Raw genomic sequence first — 18,003 nt, 5'->3', positions numbered from 1 at the left:
GTCGGATCGATCAGGTGTGCTCCGGGGCACGGTGTCTACGCAGGGAGGCGTCGGTCACTAGACGGCGGCGCCTTCGAACTGAGCGTTGTAGAGGCGGAAGTACGCTCCGCCGTGGGCGATGAGTTGATCGTGTGTGCCTTGCTCGACGATCTGGCCGGCCTCCATGACCACGATCAGATCCGCATTGCGAATCGTGGACAGACGGTGCGCGATGATGAAGCTCGTGCGACCGGCTCGCAGTGCCGACATTGCGTGCTGGACAAGCTGTTCCGTGCGAGTGTCGACCGAGCTGGTCGCCTCGTCGAGAATCAGCAGCGACGGCTCGGACAGGAAGGCGCGGGCGATGGTGATGAGCTGCTTCTCGCCCGAACTGATATTGGACGCTTCCTCGTCGAGCACGGTGTCGTAGCCGTCGGGCAGGGTGTGGATGAAGCGGTCCGCGAACGCCGCCCGGGCTGCCGCTTGGATCTCGGCTTCGCTGGCACCGATGCGTCCGTATGCGATGTTTTCGCGGATGGTGCCGCCGAACAACCACGTGTCCTGCAGGACCATGCCGACGTGCGAGCGGAGGTCGGCGCGCCGCATGTGTGCGATGTCGACGTCGTCGATGGTGATCCGGCCCGAGTCGACTTCGTAGAACCTCATGATTAGGTTCACCAACGTGGTCTTGCCTGCGCCGGTAGGACCGACGATGGCGACGGTCTGTCCGGACTCGGCAGTGAGGTTGACGTTCTCGATGAGCGGGACGTCCTTGTCGTACCGGAACGAGACGTTCTCGAACACGACGGTGCCGACGGTGCGGTGACGGCCGGCCTGCTCGGGGAGGACGGGGTTCGCGATGTCCGGAGTCTGCTCGGGTTCGTCGAGCAGTTCGAAGACGCGTTCCGCCGACGCGGCCCCGGACTGCAGACTCGACGACATCGAGGCGATCTGGGTGAGCGGTGAGCTGAACTGGCGGGAGTAGACGATGAACGCCTGGACGTCGCCGAGGGACATGTTGCCGCTGGCCACCTTCAGGGCACCCACCACTGCGAGCAGTACGTAGGTGATGTTTCCGACGAAGTTCATGACGGGCATGATCAGGCTGGACAGGAACTGTGCGCCGAACGATGCGTCGAGAAGTTTCTTGTTCTGTACCGCGAATTCGCGCTCGGCCTCGATCTGATGCCCGTAGACGCGCACCAGATCGCGACCGCTGTAGGTCTCTTCGATCTGCGCGTTGATCTTGCCGGTTTCTTCCCATTGCGCTTTGAACAGAACCTGCGCGCGCTTGGCGACACGGGCAACCAACACGACCGACACGGGAACGGCGATGAGTGCGATCAGTGAGAGCATCGGCGAGATGACGAACATCATGGTGAGGACGCCGACGACCGTCAGCACCGAGGTCAGCAGTGACGTCAGAGTTTGGGACAGGGTCGACGAGACGTTGTCGATGTCGTTGGTGACGCGGCTGAGAACTTCACCGCGAGGCGTCCTGTCGAAGTACGGCAACGGAAGTCGGTGAATCTTCGCTTCGACCTCCGCACGCAACTTGTAGATCGTTTTCTGCACGATGATGTTGAGCAGGAACGCTTCCACCCAGGCGAGCAGCGACGCCATCACGTACACACCGATGGCGATGAGGATGACCTTGCCGATGGCGTCGAAGTTCAGCCCGACGCCAGGGACGACGTCGGCAGAGTTCTGAACCAGGTCGGCGAACGTCGAATTACCGGATGCACGAATAGCTTCCGCGGCCTCGTCACGGCTGATGCCGGCCGGCAAACTCTTGCCGATGAATCCGGCGAAGATGAGGTCGGTGACGTGACCAAGGATCTTGGGTACCGCGACGGAGAGCGAGATACTGCCGATCGTGGAGAGCACCACGACGAATACCGCGATCTTGTGCGGCTTCAACAGGCCCAACAGCCGTTTCATCGTGGCTTTGAACTGCTTGGGTTTGGTCGCCGGTGTGGTGGACGCGGGCTTCGGCGCCGGGGCATCGGGCTTGGGCTCGTCGCCGGGTGGCGGTTCGACAGGCGGTGGTCCGGATTGTTGCGGATCGTCCTGGGGCGGACCGTACTGGGGTGGACCGTACAGGGGCTGACCGTACTGTGGCGCAGGTTCGGCAGGCGGCGCTGTGTCCGGCTCCGCGGGGATCTTGGCAAATACGACGGTAGGAGCGTCGTCGAAATACTGACGATTGCCCGGACCGAAATTTGGGCCTTGCGGAATGGTCATGCGCTCATCTCCGCGGGAATCTGGGAGGCCACGATCTCTTGGTACGTCGGGCAGTTGGCCAGCAGGAAGTTGTGGTCGCCGAGTCCGACGGGAGCGCCGTCCTCGAGGACCATGATCTGGTCGGCGTCGATGATCGAAGACACGCGTTGCGCGACGACGATGACGGTGCTGTTCGTCGTAATCGCGCGCAGCGCTGCGCGAACGGCCGCGTCGGTGTGCATGTCCAGGGCGGAGAAGGAATCGTCGAAAATGTAGATCCGCGGTCGGCGGACGACGGCTCGGGCGATGGCCAGGCGCTGCCGCTGGCCACCGGAGAGATTCGATCCACCTTGCGCTATCGGGGATTCCAGGCCCTGCGGAAGTTCCCGGACGAAGCCGTCGGCTTGCGCGACGGCGAGTGCAGCCCAGATGTCGTCGTCGGTGGCTGACGGATTTCCGTACCGGATGTTGGTGGCGACCGTGCCGGCGAACAGGTAGGTCTTTTGTGGGACGTACCCGAAGTTGGTGAACAGTTCGTCCTGATCCCAGCCGCGGACGTCGAGCCCGTCGATCAGAACCGCGCCGGCTGTGACGTCGAAGAGCCGGGGGATGAGGGAGACGAGGGTGGATTTTCCGCTGCCGGTGCTGCCGACGATCGCAGTGACGGTCCCAGGTAGACAGCGCATCGTCACACCGCTCAGAACCGGAGTCTCGGCACCGGGGTAGCTGAATCCGGCTCCGCCGAACTCCACGACGCCGTAAGGGTTGGTGGGGCGCAGCGGTTGGGACGGTGCCGGGACCGATGGCTTCGTGTCGATCACTTCGGTGATGCGGTCGGCGCAGACGGCGGCCCGTGGAATCACGACGGCCAACATTGTTGCCATCACGACGGACATCAGAATTTGCATGACGTACGCGAGGAACGCGCTGATCTGACCGATCTGCATGTCACCGGTGTTCACGAGGTGGGCACCGAACCACATGACCGCAACGCCGGTCAGGTTCGCGATCAGCATGACCGTCGGCAGGAGAACGGCTTGGTATCGACCGATGAGCAGGGCCGTGTCCGCAAGTTCCTTGTTGGCCTGATCGAAGCGCATGGTTTCGTCGGGTTCGCGAACGAACGCGCGAATCACGCGCATACCGGTGAGCTGTTCACGCAGTGCGCGGTTGATCTTGTCGATGCGGGCCTGCATGGTCCGGAAGTGCGGAATGAGGCGGGCGACGACCACTGCGACGGTGATGCCGAGTAGTGGCACCGAAATGGTCAGGAGCCACGACATCTGCAGATTCTCGCGTAGCGCCATGACTATGCCGCCGATGCACATGAGTGGTGCGCTGACGAGCATCGACGACGTCAACATCACCAGCGTCTGGATCTGGAGGACGTCGTTGGTATTTCTGGTGATCAGTGTCGGGGCGCCGAAACCGGAGAATTCACGGTCGGAGAAACTGCCGACGGCCTTGTAGACGGCGGCCCGGACGTCGTGACCGAATCCCATCGAGGACTTTGCCGCCAGATACGTCGACGCGACCGAGGCGATGATCGACGCCAACGAGACCATCAGCATGATTCCGCCGGTCGACATGATGAATCCGGTATCACCGCGGGCGACGCCGTCGTCGATGATTCGGGCATTCAGGGTCGGCAGGATCAGCGACGCAATGGCACCGAAAAGTTGCAGCGCCAATACTCCTGCGAGCAACCAGCGGTACGGCGGCAGGTACGCCTTGAGCAGTTTTGCTAACACGGCGATCCCGATCTGGTTGCCACGCGTTCAGGATTGATCACATGCACACGGTATGACAGATCGCGGTCGGAGCGGGCACCGACTCTTACCTTTGTGGCCTTTTGTCGCAATCGATTGTGATGTCGATCACATTTGAATTTGAAGTTGAGTTCGAGTCACATGTCTTGATCTGGGGCTTTACAGATCACCACGAACTGTCACGCGAGTCTTTGTCCTTAAACAAACTGGACGTATGTATTTCTCCTGACTACAAAGGCTCTCGGCGGACCAAACGTGCGCCACGTCATACATCTCACGCAAGGAGTTCAGTTATGGGTTCGGTCGAAAACCTTCTCGAGGCAAACGGTATGGGCTGGAGTCTGCTCAAGCTCCTTCCACTGGTGAACATGCTCAAGACCATCCAGGGCCTCGATTCCGCCAGCTCGAACTCCTGACGTTCGCGCGCACGGCAATCTTTCGTAACGACACAGGAGTAGTCACATGACCTCGATCCAGAATCTCGACGCCTTCCTCAAAAGCGTTCTCGCTTTGGTAACCAAGCTGAACGCCGGATCGGCAGATTCTTCGGGTTCGACCGGTTCGGCTGCCGAGTAATTTCTCCAGCCTTTCCGATTCATCAACTGCATTTCTGAGAAAAGAGGAACCGACATGGGTTCGCAAGAAGAATTCAGCGCCGTTATCAAGAACCTTTTCCCGGTTCTCAAGGACTTGCTCACGGCCATCGGCGGCGGCTCGCTCACTCCGGGAACCGGCTCGGCCGCTGAGAAGTAGGTCTGAGAAGTAAGTCCTGTTTGCCCGAAAGTGTGGCTCGCAATTGACTGCGAGTCGCACTTTCTGCATTTCTGCTGTGATGCACATCACAATTTGTACTCTAATTGACATTGAATTACCGTCTTGATCTGCAGTTTTGACGACAGGTGTTACTTCGAGTCTTTGGTAGTAGCCACACGGTAGCTAGACAAGTACGTTTCTGCGGTCTATAAATGCTGTCAGCGCTAATTAGTGCGCTGCATCACAGCACGGGATGTCGCAGGGGGGCGACCGCATATTTCACCCCTGTGGCATGAGTTCCCAGACTGTTCGGTCACCGCCTGCGGCCGAAACGTCGCTGAACATTTCACATCACCTCTACGCACCAGGAGAACTCCTATGTTCGGATCACTCAGCGCACTCGGACCTCTGCTCACAGCACTCGGCGTTTTCCTCAAGTCGGTAGACACCTCTTCGCTCGAGGGCGACTCGGGATCCTCGGGATCCAGCGGATCTGCTGAATAAGACCAACCGCCAACAAGACCTATCAAGTGCCGAGTCCTCGGTACTGTGATGGTCGGTCACTTCGCATAGCCCTCTGACCGCGTCATCGGTCAGAGGGCAATGTGGTCTGAACGTGACGATAAGATTTGGCAGTCGCCCGATACGCCTTTTCTGGAGCGACGGTGAGGTGACGAATGACAAGGATGGGCCGAGTAACGCGGCTGCTGGTTGTCTTTGTCGTTGTCCTGCTTGCCGCGCTCATCGGAATTCTCACGCGGCCGCCCGGACTGCTCGCCACGTTCTGGTGCGCCAATGCGTTGTTGCTGGGAATGATGGTGCGGTGGCCGATTCTGATCGAGTGGCCCACGTGGATTGCCGCCGCCGTCGCTTATGTGAGCGCTGATCTGCTGACCGGCAACACGCTCTCGATGGCAATTCAGTTGAACGGTGCAAACCTGGTCGGGGTCACCGTTGGTGTGTTGCTGCTCGACTACCTCAAACGCACCCCGTTCCGCTTGGTCGATTCAACGTCTCTGATGTGGATGGTTGTCGTCGCCGGACTCAGTGCCTGCGCTACCGCGGCAACAGCTGGGCTGATGGATTGGGTCTTTCGAGGTGAGTCGTTTGCCGACACGCTTGTTCACTGGGGCAGTACGGAGTTCATGGCTTATCTGCTGGTGTTACCTCTGATTCTGTCCATGACCATTCCGTCCAGCATTGCGGAGATCCGCAGCAAGACGACTGTACGGGCAGTTCTCGCCATGACAGTCCCGTTGCTCGCTACCGCCGCCTGCATGCCGATCGCGCTCAGCATCGAGGGGCCGATTGCCCTTCTCCTGCCCATCCCCGCGCTGTTGTGGTGCGCTACCCGGATTTCGGTTCCGAGTACTGCGTTGGTTTCGGCAGTGTGGTCGGTGTGGTCGCTCATGATGGCCGACGCCGGCAGGCTGGCTCTCGGGGAACAGAGTGGCGCAAACGTGAACGAGGCGGTGATCACGTCGATAGCGGTCACTCTGGTTGCGTTGGGCCCCATCGCTGTGGCGTGTGCGACGCAGGAGCGTCGGGCTGCCGAGCGTGAGCTGTTCCGCGCAGTCGAATACGACTCTCTCACCGGAGTCCTCTCGCGCGGGCCTTTCCTGCGTCAGGCCGAAGAACGACTCCAACAGGCAACGCAGACGGCGTTGCCTATCGGATTGCTGATGCTCGATCTCGACCACTTCAAAGCCGTCAACGACACATACGGGCACATGGTCGGCGACAGTGTTCTCGCCGATTTCGGTGCCCGGATGGCAGAACGCGTCTCCGATACCGATCTGGTCGGTCGACTCGGCGGTGAGGAGTTCGCGGTCTTGCTCACCGGTTCCAGTTTCGCCCGTGCGACCGAAGTCGCCGAAGAGATCCGACATGCTCAGGTCCACGACTCGGCACGATCCGGGCATGACAGCACCGTCAGTATCGGACTCGCTTGGACAGATGACGCGACACCCACCTTGGCGTCGCTGATGGTCGCCGCCGACGCAGCCCTGTACGAAGCCAAGCATGCAGGCCGAAATGTCGTGAAAGCCCAGAACGTTAGTGACATCGTGAGTGGCGTCGTGTCTGAGCGGATCACCAGAACCGCGTGAGTTCCGCCATCGCGTCCTCTGGACACGCTGACCTGCATCGGGATTGGCATATAGTCGCAGCCATGCAGCCTGATTCAACGCCGTCGGACCTTTCGGCGCCCTCGGACCCTTCCTCGCTTCCACTCCGATTCGGCACTCCGCTCGCCGAGAACGCGATCAGAGTGATGATGTTGGGATCGGGTGAACTGGGCAAGGAAGTTGTCATCGCGTTGCAGCGATTGGGCGTCGAGGTTATTGCAGTGGATCGGTACCCGGACGCACCCGGGCACCAGGTTGCGCACCGGGCTCACACCGTCGACATGACCGATCCCGATGCACTGCTGGCCGTGATCGAACTGGAGAAGCCGCATTTTGTGGTGCCCGAGATCGAGGCAATCGCGACCGACGCGCTGGCCGTCGTCGAAGCGCGGGGTGAGACCGTAGTCATTCCGACGGCCAGGGCAACACAGCTGACCATGAACCGCGAAGGTATCCGGCGGCTTGCAGCCGAGGAACTGGGCTTGCCCACCTCGCCGTATGCATTCGCGAATTCACTCGACGAGGTTCGGGCTGCCACCGAACTCACCGGATTTCCGTGCGTGATCAAGCCCGTCATGTCGTCCTCCGGCAAAGGGCAGTCGACAGTGCGCACTGCCGACGAACTCGAGTCAGCGTGGGATTACGCGATGGCCGGTGGGCGCGTCAATCACGGCCGGGTCATCGTAGAGGGCTTTGTCGATTTCGATTACGAGATAACACAATTGACGGTCCGGGCCGTGGGCAGTGGCGGCGAGGTCGAGACGTCGTTCTGTGAACCGATCGGTCACCTGCAGCAGTCGGGCGATTACGTCGAATCCTGGCAACCGCAGCAGATGTCGGCGCTCGCCCTCGCGGCCGCTCGCGAGGTCTCCGAGAAGGTCACGTCCGCGCTTGGCGGTCGCGGAATCTTCGGTGTCGAGTTGTTCGTCAAGGGCGACAACGTGTACTTCTCCGAGGTGAGCCCACGTCCACATGACACCGGACTGGTCACGCTGCGCACACAGCGGCTCTCCGAATTCGAATTGCACGCCCGCGCCATCCTGGGGCTCCCCGTCGACACGACGCTCACCTCACCTGGTGCTTCAGCCGTCATCTACGGCGGCGTCGAAGCGCAGGCAATCGGATTCGACGGCGTCGCAGAGGCTCTCGCGGTGCCCGAGACCGACATTCGGTTGTTCGGCAAGCCGGAAAGTTTCACGCGTCGACGGATGGGCGTTGCCGTCTCCACTGCCGCAGATGTCGAGACGGCTCGCTCCCGTGCACGCGAGGCGGCGTCGAAGGTTCGCCCCGTCGGATGAGTCCGGCTGCGGAAGTTGTTGTCGGGCTGGCAATTCTGATCGGCTTGATCGGGGTGGTTGTGCCGATCATTCCGGGAACGCTGCTCATCTTGGCAGCAATTCTGGTGTGGGCGTTGATGACCGGTGGCGCGACCGCGTGGACGGTGTTCGCGCTGGCCGCGCTGGCTCTCGTGATCACGGGCGTCGTGAAGTACACGTGGCCCGGTCAGCGAATGCGTGCCGGGGGAGTGCCAAACCGCTCTGTCATGGTGGGCGGGCTTGTCGGCATCATCGGATTTTTTGTCGTTCCGGTGGTGGGGCTGTTTCTGGGATTCATCGTGGGAACGTATGTCGCAGAACTCGTGCGCTTGCGCAACGTCAACATCGCGTGGGCATCGACGCTTCACGCTGTGAAAGCTGTGGGGTTGTCCATGGTGGTGGAGTTGTTCGGTGCGTTGATCGCGGCCGGGCTCTGGTTGGGCGCAGTCGTTTTCGTATGAGCAGATTTCAGGAGTGAGCAGCATTTCGGGCGTGAGCACTGGCTCGTTCACACCGATACCAGGCGCGGGCGTTGCCACCCATCACCGCCGGAAGATCGTCCCCGACGGCGTCGGCGATCACGTCGAGATCGTGGATCTCGAAGGCCCGGCGGGCGCGGGTGCCTGGCAGGTCGGTGCCGAACATCAGTGCCTGGGGATTGACAGCGTGGATTTGACGGAGCACGTCGCCGACGTCGGAGATGGTGGTGCGTCCGAATCCGGTGGCTTTGACTCGGACTCCGCGGTCCACGAGGTTGAGGAGATACGGCAGGCCGCGCGTCGACATGCCCAGGTGGTCGATCGACACGGCCGGAAGTTTCGCGAAAACTGGTTCGAGCGAGAGAAGTAGTGTCGCGTCGACGTAGAACTCGGCGTGCCAGCCGGCCAAATCGAAAGCCCGGTTTGCCAGGTCCGCGAGTTGACGCAGATCTGTTGCGCCGCGTCGGAGATTGAATCGGACTGCGCGAACACCGAGTGCGTCGAGGTCGACTATCTCTTTGTCGGTGACGTCGTCACCGAGTGCCGTGACGCCAACCCAGCCGGGGCCGAGTTCCGCGAGTGCCGTTTTGAGGTACTCCTGATCGGTGCCCTGGTATGACGCCGTCACCACTGCTCCACCGTCCACACTCAGCCCCTCGAGAGTCGCCACCCTGGACCGGTAATCGGGGACGGTGAACGGCTCGGGCAGGTAACCGTGATTCTCGACCAGCGGAAAGCGCGGGTCGATGATGTGAACATGGGCGTCAAACACGTCATTCATTTTGCACGCTGTCAATATGACCTCGAACAGAAGACCGGCCCGATGTGACTTGAATCGCTACGTGGCGAATTTCGGTCATATCGGGCCGGTCTGTCTGTGACGCCTGCGGCTATGCCTTCTCGGGCTCCGAGGCTTTCAGCATGTCGTGGCGTTCGACGACCTTGATGCGCTCGCGGCCTTCGGGTTCACCGAGGCTGCGCTCGTGTGCGTCGAGGCGGTACCAGCCCTGCCACGTCGTGTACGGCACCTGCTTGCCTTCGAGGAATTCGATGACGGCGTTCTCGTCGGGGTGTGCGGCGCCGGTGAAGTTGGCCGAGTCCTCGAGGAGGTTCGCGACGGTTTCGTTGGCGTCACCCTTGGTGTGGCCGATGAGGCCGACGGGGCCGCGCTTGATCCAGCCGGTGACGTAGGTGGCCGGCATGAACCGGGCTGCGCCTTCGGCGGTGTCGTCGGCGACGACGCGTCCGGCGTCGTTGGGGACGGTGCCGGCCTGGTCGTCGAACGGCAGCTGCGTGACGTTCTGTGACAGGTAGCCGACGGCGCGGTACACGGCCTGAACATCCCAGTCCTTGTAGGTGCCGGTGCCCTTGACGTTGCCGGTGCCGTCGAGTGCGGTGCGCTCGGTGCGCAGGCCTACTACCTTGCCGTCTTCACCGAGAACCTCGGTGGGGGATTCGAAGAAGTGCAGGAACAGCTTGTGCGGGCGGTTTCCGACGTCGCGGATTGCCCAGTCCTGCAGTGTGTTCGCGACCATGTCGACCTGCTTGGAGTTGCGGCGAGCCTGCTCGGAGCCCTCGTCGTAGTCGATGTCCTCGGGGTCGACGATGACCTCGATGGTCGGGGAATGGTCGAGCTCACGCAGTTCGAGAGGGGTGAACTTGGCCTGCGCGGGGCCGCGTCGTCCGAAGACGTGAACCTCGATGGCCTTGTTGTTCTTGAGGCCCTCGTAGACGTTGGCGGGGATCTCCGTTGGGAGCAGTTCGTCGCCGGTCTTCGCGAGGACGCGGGCGATGTCGAGGGCGACGTTGCCGACGCCGAGGACAGCGACCTTCTCTGCGGTGAGGGGCCATTCGCGGGGGACGTCGGGGTGGCCGTCGTACCAGGAGACGAAGTCGGCGGCGCCGTAGCTGCCGTCGAGGTCGATGCCCGGGATGCCGAGGGCGCGGTCGGCATTGGCGCCGGTGGAGAAGATGACGGCATCGTAAAACGACTGGAGGTCGTCGAGGGTGATGTCGGTGCCGTAGTCGATGTTGCCGAGGAGGCGGACCTGCGGCTTGTCGAGGACCTTGTGCAGGGCGGTGATGATGCCCTTGATGCGCGGGTGATCAGGTGCGACGCCGTAGCGGATGAGACCGAAGGGCGCTGGCATGCGCTCGAAGAGGTCGATGCTGACACCGCGGCCGGAGACTGCGGTATCGGACTTCATGAGGGCATCGGCGGCGTAGATGCCGGCGGGGCCGGCGCCGACGATCGCGACCCGGAGTGGGCGGTTGGAGTCAGTCATCGTAAAGACAGCTACCTTCTTCGAAGTTCGGACAACGTATCGACAAGTATCCAATTTAGCCGAACCTAAGCACCGTGGAGTGTTTGCGGTTCGACCCGGTTCACACTTTCACCCCAACGGGCGTCGGTAAACCGTTTCTTTCTTTCAATTCTCCTGCAAGTGCGGTTCGAAGCGGTAGGGGTCCACTACTTGACGGGCCACAAGCTGAGCTTGTGGGGGAGTATTGGTTTCATGAATGACCAGCGCGACGATTCCGGCAATTCCGAAAGCAAGACAGCATCGGCCGGGCCGTTCATCCTGGCAGTGGCAATTGTCGCGCTGATCCTCGGCGGAATCTTCATTTCGTCCTGGATGTCCCCGGCTGAGGAAAACGTCAGCGAAGAGGACCGCATCAGCCGTGTGGTCGCGGACTACGTCGCAGCTCACAACGAGAACGACACCAAGACGCTCCAGAGCCTTACCTGCACAAACTTCGATCCGGAGACCGGACCACTCGCCGATACCGAAGGTGACGTCGAGATGCAGGGCATCAACGAATCTGTGGTCAGCGGCGACCGCGCGACTGTCGATGTTCGGCTCTCCGGTGGCGGCCAGGATCAGCGCGTCGAGGTCTGGACACTCACGCGCGACGGTGAAGGCTGGGATATCTGCACCTGATCGCCCGCACAATCCGGTCTTGTGAAAACATGGACAACGTGAGTTACGCAGGCGATCTGACGCCGGAGCAAGCCTGGGAGCTGCTCCGCGAAAACCCCGAGGCAGTGCTCGTCGACGTGCGCACCGACGCAGAGTGGAAGTACGTCGGTATCCCCGACGTCACGTCCCTCGGCAACTCGGCTGTGCAGATCGAATGGGTGAGCTACCCCAACGGTGCACGCAACGACAACTTCGTCGACGAGTTGAAGGAATCCGGTGTTGTTCCCGGCTCCGGGAAACCCGTGATCTTCCTGTGTCGATCCGGTCAGCGATCGATCGGGGCCGCAGAAAGCGCGACAGCGGCGGGCATCGGTCCGTCGTACAACGTGCTCGACGGGTTCGAAGGCGGTTTGGATGCCGACGGACATCGTGGAGTTGTAGGTTGGCGGGCCGTCGGCCTGCCGTGGAGGCAGCAGTGAGCGGAATTCCCCAGGGCGGCGCATTTCAACGAGCGTTGCCGGACGACGTAGGTCTTGGCACGCTCGGTGTCCGCGGCGGATTGATGCGAACGGGCTTCGAGGAAACCTCCGAAGCACTGTTCCTCAACTCCGGATTTGTCTACGAGAGTGCAGAAGCCGCCGAACAAGCCTTTACCGGCGAAGTAGACCATTTTGTCTACTCCCGCTACGGCAATCCGACGGTCAAGATGTTCGAAGAGCGTCTGCGCCTCATCGAAGGCGCAGAGGCGTGCTTTGCGACGGCCAGCGGAATGTCCGCCGTATTCACGGCGTTGGGCGCACTGCTGGGCAACGGTGACCGATTGGTCGCTGCTCGCAGCCTCTTCGGTTCCTGCTTTGTCGTATGCAACGAAATCCTCCCGCGCTGGGGAGTCGAGGTTGTTTTTGTCGACGGTGAAGACAATGCGCAGTGGGAAGAAGCGCTGTCGGTACCGACCACGGCAGTATTCTTCGAGACACCGTCCAACCCCATGCAATCTTTGGTGGACGTACGACGTGTATCCGAACTCGCGCATGCGGCTGGTGCAAAGGTAGTGCTGGACAACGTCTTTGCGACGCCGCTCCTGCAGCGAAGCTTGGACTTGGGCGCCGACGTCGTCGTGTACTCCGGCACCAAGCACATCGACGGTCAGGGCCGCGTCCTCGGTGGTGCGATCCTCGGAACCGAGGAGTACATCAGCGGTCCCGTTCGGGAACTGATGCGGCACACCGGACCGGCGCTCAGCCCGTTCAATGCGTGGACGTTGCTCAAGGGCCTCGAGACCATGCCGGTTCGTATTCGGCACTCCGTGGCGTCGGCCCTCGAGATCGCCGAATTCCTCGAAGCGCACCCGGGCGTCAAGTGGGTCAAGTATCCGTACCTGACTTCGCACCCGCAGCACGAACTCGCGAAGGCTCAAATGAGCGGCGGCGGAACAGTTGTCACGTTCGAACTCAATGCGCCAGACGGCGAGGGCAAGAAGCGGGCGTTCGAGGTTCTCAACGGCCTGCGCGTCATCGACATCTCCAACAACTTGGGTGACTCCAAGTCGTTGATCACCCACCCTGCGACCACGACGCACCGGGCCATGGGTCCGGAAGGTCGTGCAGCAGTGGGTCTTACAGATGGCGTGGTGCGTTTGTCCGTCGGGCTCGAAGACACTGTCGATCTGTTGGCTGATCTGAAGCGAGCCCTCGGGTAGTTGTCGACGCAACCGTGGAGAGTTTCGCGGTACTGCCGTCGAAACTCTCCGTTCAGGTTGGCGTCAATTGTTGGGTGACGAGGCTGAGGCCGGCCATGTTCAGGGTCCCACCTGCGCTGAGTGGGTCGTTCGGAAGTATGGTGAACGCTACGGTTACCGAGACGTCTTGGCCGTTCTGTGCTGAGGTGAGGTCGCTGCGGATCTTGGGGGTCAGTGTGCTGTCGTACAAGTCGACGTCAGACGCCGTTGAGACGTAGGTTCTGAATCCGAAGACAGTCGCCGGCAACGTACCGCCGGCAAGCGATGGGTCCGCGGTTACGGAGGCACGCAATCGCGGACCGGTGGCGGACACCGGTGAGTAGCAGTAGTAGACGTAGTCGTAGCCGGCTCGGAGGCGGTAGGTTGCTATATTCGCAATCTCGATGTACGGGTTCGTGTTGGGAGTTGGAGCTGGCACATACACTCTTTCGGACCACCCACTGGCGCCGTCTTTGACACACGCTCCTAGTGACAACGTGCCTGCTGTGACCTTCGCACCCGACAGTGTTTCCTGGTCGCTCCATTTTGCGAGCGAGTTCCCCCCGCCCACCATGACGACCAGCGCGACGGCCCCTGCCAGCGCACCCCATATTTGTTTTTTCATCACGGCACCAAGTCCTCGATCTCGGCCGGAAGTTCGCCCATCGCGATCTGTCGCAATCCCACTCCCGCTGTGAATTCCACGAATTCCGCTCCTTCGGTGCTGATGATCCACAACTGGTTGGTGCCGGAGAGCCAGTGCAGTACATCGGTCGATTCGACGGACGTGCGATAGATCCGATTTCCGAGCGCGTCGTACACGTCAAGGAAAATGCCGGTGTCGCTGTGGATTCTGCGGGCGGTGTATGAATCCGGACCTGTTGAGACGAGGTCGGATCCGACCTGCGTTTCAGTCGGGAGCGGCGTAGTTGTTGTGGTTGTGATCTCGGTAGTGGTACTGATTTCCGGTGTTGTGCTGGTGGTTGTGGTCGGCGTGGTTGTGTTCGACGCGGACGTTGATGGAGTCGGTTCGGTTGTACCTGTCGTGGTGGTTGCCGTCGCTGTAGTTGTTGTTGCCGGAGTAGTGGTTACTGTCGACTGAGTCGATGTGGGCGTTGGGGCACTGGCAGCCATTCTGCTGGCGGCGCCGGTTCCGGAAAGCATGGAGCCGCAATATGTTCCACCCAATAGGAGGCCTTTGTTCAGTATGAAGCCCGTCCACGTGGGGGCTGTCAGACCATTTTCAATCGAGTAAATCCGTACAGTAGACGAGCCGCTCAGATCAAGAAGTGCGGGTGGGAGCGTGATGTCGACGGTGGTGGCGCTTTGCGTGTTATCGCTGTACGTGGTGCTGTCGGGCTTGAGTACCAGGACACGATAGGTGTAAGTTCCCGACCCCGGCGCCGTCCACGCGATTCTGGCGCTGGAGGCACCGAGGCTCGGTGAATAGTTCTCGCATGTGAAGGTTTGGACTGTGGCGAACTGGCCGGTTTTTGCGGTTGCGGTGTCGGTGATCTCGGCGGCCGTGTTGCCGATCGGTGACATCGCCAGCAGCGCGCCCAGTCCTGCAGCTGTAACGAGGATCAATTCCCTTTGTCGCCAGGGTGCGGTGACGATGCTCGACGAGACCTGCGCCGAACGTGAACGAGGTGAATTGTGTTCGGGCGCCGGCGGAGTGCTGTTGGGTCTGCGCTCTGCAGGCATGTCGCTGTTCGGTGGAACTTCGCCGCATGGTGCTGGACGAAATGCGATCATCAACAGGGTTCCGGCAAACAATCCGCCGGCGAAGATTCCGATTGGGCCGGTCAGCCACGCCAGTACGTAGCCGACTCGGCTCATGCTCAATACAACGCGGTCTGCGTCGGCCACCGCATATGTTTCGCTGTCGGGGGCATTGTTGGCGTCACCTTTGAGTGTGAGTGACGACAGATTGTTGTCCAGTTGGTCGATTCCGTACACGCGGTGAGTGAGTCTTTCACCGGCGCTGGTGGTGACACTGACGATGTCGCCGACCGACAATTCGGATACCGGTTGGGATTTCACAAATGCCAGCGAACCCGTCGGTATTGCGGGAGACATCGAGCCGGATCGAAAGACGAGGGGTTTGATGCCGAAGGCCAATGACAGTGTCGTGGCGATGATGCACAGAATTCCGAGGACGGCGCCTGTTGTCAGTGCAGCCTGCTTGAGGTGGTTGATCGCGTCCGGACGGTTGTGATGTGACATATCGATTCAGACCGCCGTTCCCACGATGTTGAGTTGTGTATAGGGAAGGTTTCCGCCCGCGGGCGTACCTGGGACCAGGGTCATTTTCACGCACATAGTCCTACTGTTTGTGCCAGTCAGCGTTATCGGGTTGGCGAGGAGCGTCGCTGTACTACCACCACCGACCAACGAGACTTCGGCCTTTTGCGCAGTGCCGGAGCACGACGATCCGGTGGAGATGCTATCCAGATACACCGAAATTTTCAGCGCCGCAGCAAAACTCGACGGTGTCGATACCGGAGACTGGGCTGTGATATTGAATGCGGCATTGAAGGCCCCGGCGTTCTTCACTGTCAAGCTCTGCGTCACAGCGTCAGCCGATGTCATGGCGCTCGAGGACAGGTTGATCGTGATGTTGTCTGCTGCGGTCACGCTGTTGCTCGAGGCGACGATGTTGACAGTTCCCGCGGAGAAGTTTCCTGATGTCGATGTGGCTGTTGCGCCCCAGGCAGCCATGGTGGTCAGCGTGCCGACCCCGAGCACCATGCCGAGAGAAAGCAGCGCCCGAACGCGATTGCTTCGGACTCCGGAAAAGGCTTGGCGCAACGAGCTGTCATTGCCCGCCATGACTGACACCGTCTTTCAGCGAAGTGGCTTCCGTACTTGTGATGTCAGCTGAGTCATCTGATGTGGATACTTCTGGCTCACTTCGATTATTATTGCGAGACCGCACGCTCTCACGTGTTCCACTGGCGATCATGTAGAACGCGTACGCACCCAGAGCGCCGACTACGACAGTGAGGATGATCTTGCGCTGGTCGCCGGTCAGCCAACTGTTTACATGCCCGAGGTAGGGGACCGAGTACCATACCTTGCCGCGAATCTGTACGGGAAGTACAGGCTTCTCGTCAGGGGTGTTGTTAGCGTCGCCCTGCGTGATGAAGGTGCGCTCGCCTTTGGTGTTGATACTCATCGAGATGATCCGGTGCGTGACAACAGTAGGTTTGCCTGATTCGAGTTGGTAGGTGATAGGCATTCCAACGGTCAGATCGTCCTCGTCCACAGGTTTGACAACTATGAGCGTGCCAGGCTCGTAGGTGGGGCGCATCGAACCTGTGAGGATCGTGAATCGTTGTGAGCCTGTGACAATCGGTATCACGATCGTGACGACGATGACCGCGCACAGAGCGAACAGTAGAACCCAGGTCACTACCGAGCTGACCCACCACATCGGGCCGGTCCGTTCACGTCGATGGGAGTGTTTTGTAGTCATTCGCTTGTCGCCTGTCATCTCAATCGAGTCCTACACCTGTACTGCTGTGAAGTTGAAGACGAGTTTGGTCATCTCCCCGCTCGCTGTGGTTCCTGCCATATTGAGCGACGCGCGCAAACACCAAACGGTGGAAGCGCCACTGGCCAAGGAGATTCCGGTGACCGTCGGTGCGGGAAATGCCGCGTTTGTTGCGAGTCCCGAATAGACCTGGGTTCCGGGAAGAGCAGTGGCTGTCGACGGAGCGATCGGACAGGTTTGGGTGGACGTCAAGGTCGATATCTTGAGGTCGAGAACAGGATTTGTGCTGGTGGCAGTCACGGAAGCCAATCTGAACCTCAGGCCGGAAGCGTTGGTTGCCGGGTTCACGATGGTCAGCGGCATCTGCACGGCGGTTGTAGCCGTCATCGCAGCGCCCGTGAACGTGCTCCAGCTGTAGGTACTGGCGGCGTCGGCAACCGTGGAACCCACCTTGAGTACGAACGTGCTACCGCCGGCGGTCAGTACGTCGTTGCTGATCGGGGCAGCGGACTTCCACAGCGCGCCGGTGCCTTGCGCTGATGCGAACATCAACACAATCACCGACGCGCCCGCAAGGGCTCCCCAAGCTCTCCCCTTCATAGATCGTTTATGCCGGGATGGCTTGCTGTTGCAGCTTGATGGCGAGGTTCGACAAGTTGATCGACGCGCCCTGAGCCACAAGAAGCTGAACGTCAGCGAAGGTCAATGTCACCTTCACGGTCACAGGTTTGCCGTTGTCGGCTTCGGTCAGTGGGGATGCAGCCGTGACTACGGTTCCATCCACGGTCACCACCGTGGTTGCCGTGATGTTGTCCTTGAGTTGATTCGCAGTGGCTCCTGGAGCCGCCGTCGTGCCTGCCGTGATGGTGCTCGCGTCTGCTGCAATTGTTGCTGCGAGGCGATCGCCATCTGCGGTGATCGAAGTGGTGCAGTCGAAGGTGAGCACTTCGGTCGGCACAATTCGCCATGCGGTGATATCTGCAATCGGCTTCACCGTCGGGTTCGTGGACTGCCACCCAGTTCCGGATACCGGGGCGCAGGGAGCGAGCTGCAACGTGCCCGCGGTTACGGCGCCGCCGCCGCCGACAACTTCACTGTCACTCCACATTGCGAGTGAACCTGCACCGCCGAGGAGTAGTGCAACCGCAGCCGCTGCCGCAATTGCGCCCTTAGTCTGTTTCTTCATGGAGAGCTCATTTCTGGGGAGTCCGAATTGGGTCGTTC

The 18,003-nt window shown here is 60.7% G+C and carries 19 protein-coding genes; 9 read left to right on the top strand and 10 right to left on the bottom strand.

Annotation, left to right across the window (positions count from 1 at the left end; translation table 11 throughout):
* Window positions 1-57: 57 nt before the first annotated feature.
* Together CJ178_RS12610 and CJ178_RS12605 are read right to left on the bottom strand one after the other, a co-directional pair.
* Window positions 58-2,223 carry an ABC transporter transmembrane domain-containing protein gene (locus CJ178_RS12610; RefSeq protein ID WP_095886810.1) on the bottom strand — a complete coding sequence of 722 codons (2,166 nt, stop codon included), beginning with the start codon at window positions 2,221-2,223 and terminating at the stop codon, window positions 58-60.
* Window positions 2,220-3,953: an ABC transporter ATP-binding protein gene (locus tag CJ178_RS12605; RefSeq protein ID WP_033235645.1), complete on the bottom strand. Its 1,734-nt coding sequence runs from the start codon at window positions 3,951-3,953 to the stop codon at window positions 2,220-2,222. The genes CJ178_RS12610 and CJ178_RS12605 overlap by 4 nt, the downstream gene beginning before the upstream one ends.
* 311 nt (window positions 3,954-4,264) lie before the next feature.
* On the opposite strand from CJ178_RS12605, the gene CJ178_RS33225 reads away from it, so the two are divergent.
* From CJ178_RS33225 to CJ178_RS12590, 6 genes are all read left to right on the top strand, one after another.
* A complete protein-coding gene (locus CJ178_RS33225; RefSeq protein ID WP_255285212.1) occupies window positions 4,265-4,387 on the top strand; it encodes a hypothetical protein in 123 nt (40 codons plus the stop codon).
* A 214-nt stretch (window positions 4,388-4,601) separates the two neighbouring features.
* Complete coding sequence (locus tag CJ178_RS33220) at window positions 4,602-4,724, top strand: hypothetical protein (RefSeq protein WP_255285213.1); 123 nt, start codon at window positions 4,602-4,604, stop codon at window positions 4,722-4,724.
* 378 nt (window positions 4,725-5,102) lie between these two features.
* Complete coding sequence (locus CJ178_RS33215; protein WP_257013114.1) at window positions 5,103-5,228, top strand: hypothetical protein; 126 nt, start codon at window positions 5,103-5,105, stop codon at window positions 5,226-5,228.
* A 173-nt stretch (window positions 5,229-5,401) separates the two neighbouring features.
* A complete protein-coding gene (locus CJ178_RS12600) occupies window positions 5,402-6,832 on the top strand; it encodes a GGDEF domain-containing protein (protein ID WP_045064068.1) in 1,431 nt (476 codons plus the stop codon).
* Between the two features lie 62 nt (window positions 6,833-6,894).
* Complete coding sequence (gene purT, locus CJ178_RS12595) at window positions 6,895-8,148, top strand: formate-dependent phosphoribosylglycinamide formyltransferase (RefSeq protein ID WP_045066599.1); 1,254 nt, start codon at window positions 6,895-6,897, stop codon at window positions 8,146-8,148.
* Entirely contained in the window at window positions 8,145-8,627 is a 483-nt protein-coding gene (locus CJ178_RS12590) for a DUF456 domain-containing protein (RefSeq protein WP_045064067.1), read from the top strand. Before purT ends, CJ178_RS12590 begins: the two co-directional genes overlap by 4 nt.
* Before the next feature lie 7 nt (window positions 8,628-8,634).
* On the opposite strand, the gene CJ178_RS12585 is transcribed toward CJ178_RS12590, so the two are convergent.
* The gene (locus CJ178_RS12585) at window positions 8,635-9,417 is read right to left on the bottom strand and encodes an amidohydrolase family protein (protein ID WP_045066598.1); all 783 of its coding nucleotides are present in this window, start codon (window positions 9,415-9,417) and stop codon (window positions 8,635-8,637) included.
* Window positions 9,418-9,535: 118 nt separating this feature from the next.
* Window positions 9,536-10,930 carry an FAD-dependent oxidoreductase gene (locus CJ178_RS12580; protein WP_033235643.1) on the bottom strand — a complete coding sequence of 465 codons (1,395 nt, stop codon included), beginning with the start codon at window positions 10,928-10,930 and terminating at the stop codon, window positions 9,536-9,538.
* Between the two features lie 231 nt (window positions 10,931-11,161).
* On the opposite strand from CJ178_RS12580, the gene CJ178_RS12575 reads away from it, so the two are divergent.
* Genes CJ178_RS12575 through CJ178_RS12565 form a run of 3 tightly spaced genes read left to right on the top strand, consistent with a single transcriptional unit; the run spans window position 11,162 to window position 13,265 of the window.
* Window positions 11,162-11,587, top strand: a complete 426-nt coding sequence (locus CJ178_RS12575) for an Rv0361 family membrane protein (protein ID WP_045064066.1) — start codon at window positions 11,162-11,164, stop codon at window positions 11,585-11,587.
* Between the two features lie 38 nt (window positions 11,588-11,625).
* Window positions 11,626-12,045, top strand: a complete 420-nt coding sequence (locus CJ178_RS12570; protein WP_092803338.1) for a rhodanese-like domain-containing protein — start codon at window positions 11,626-11,628, stop codon at window positions 12,043-12,045.
* Window positions 12,042-13,265, top strand: a complete 1,224-nt coding sequence (locus tag CJ178_RS12565; RefSeq protein ID WP_175393502.1) for an O-succinylhomoserine sulfhydrylase — start codon at window positions 12,042-12,044, stop codon at window positions 13,263-13,265. Before CJ178_RS12570 ends, CJ178_RS12565 begins: the two co-directional genes overlap by 4 nt.
* A 52-nt stretch (window positions 13,266-13,317) precedes the next feature.
* On the opposite strand, the gene CJ178_RS12560 is transcribed toward CJ178_RS12565, so the two are convergent.
* Genes CJ178_RS12560 through CJ178_RS12535 form a run of 6 tightly spaced genes read right to left on the bottom strand, consistent with a single transcriptional unit; the run spans window position 13,318 to window position 17,965 of the window.
* Window positions 13,318-13,908, bottom strand: coding sequence for an alternate-type signal peptide domain-containing protein (locus CJ178_RS12560; protein ID WP_095886809.1), 591 nt, complete (start codon window positions 13,906-13,908; stop codon window positions 13,318-13,320).
* A complete protein-coding gene (locus CJ178_RS12555; protein ID WP_095886808.1) occupies window positions 13,908-15,509 on the bottom strand; it encodes a signal peptidase I in 1,602 nt (533 codons plus the stop codon). Before CJ178_RS12555 ends, CJ178_RS12560 begins: the two co-directional genes overlap by 1 nt.
* A 6-nt stretch (window positions 15,510-15,515) precedes the next feature.
* Window positions 15,516-16,115: a hypothetical protein gene (locus tag CJ178_RS12550; RefSeq protein ID WP_095886807.1), complete on the bottom strand. Its 600-nt coding sequence runs from the start codon at window positions 16,113-16,115 to the stop codon at window positions 15,516-15,518.
* Window positions 16,102-16,761, bottom strand: coding sequence for a signal peptidase I (locus CJ178_RS12545; RefSeq protein ID WP_257013113.1), 660 nt, complete (start codon window positions 16,759-16,761; stop codon window positions 16,102-16,104). Before CJ178_RS12545 ends, CJ178_RS12550 begins: the two co-directional genes overlap by 14 nt.
* Window positions 16,762-16,791: 30 nt before the next feature.
* The gene (locus CJ178_RS12540) at window positions 16,792-17,379 is read right to left on the bottom strand and encodes a hypothetical protein (protein ID WP_143547509.1); all 588 of its coding nucleotides are present in this window, start codon (window positions 17,377-17,379) and stop codon (window positions 16,792-16,794) included.
* A gap of 7 nt (window positions 17,380-17,386) precedes the next feature.
* Entirely contained in the window at window positions 17,387-17,965 is a 579-nt protein-coding gene (locus CJ178_RS12535) for an alternate-type signal peptide domain-containing protein (protein ID WP_095886804.1), read from the bottom strand.
* Window positions 17,966-18,003 lie beyond the last annotated feature (38 nt).

Origin of the sequence: Rhodococcus sp. ACPA4, from assembly GCF_002300185.1 — a bacterium.
GTDB classification, from domain to species: domain Bacteria; phylum Actinomycetota; class Actinomycetes; order Mycobacteriales; family Mycobacteriaceae; genus Rhodococcus_F; species Rhodococcus_F globerula.
This window is presented reverse-complemented; position numbering and strand designations above follow the sequence as displayed.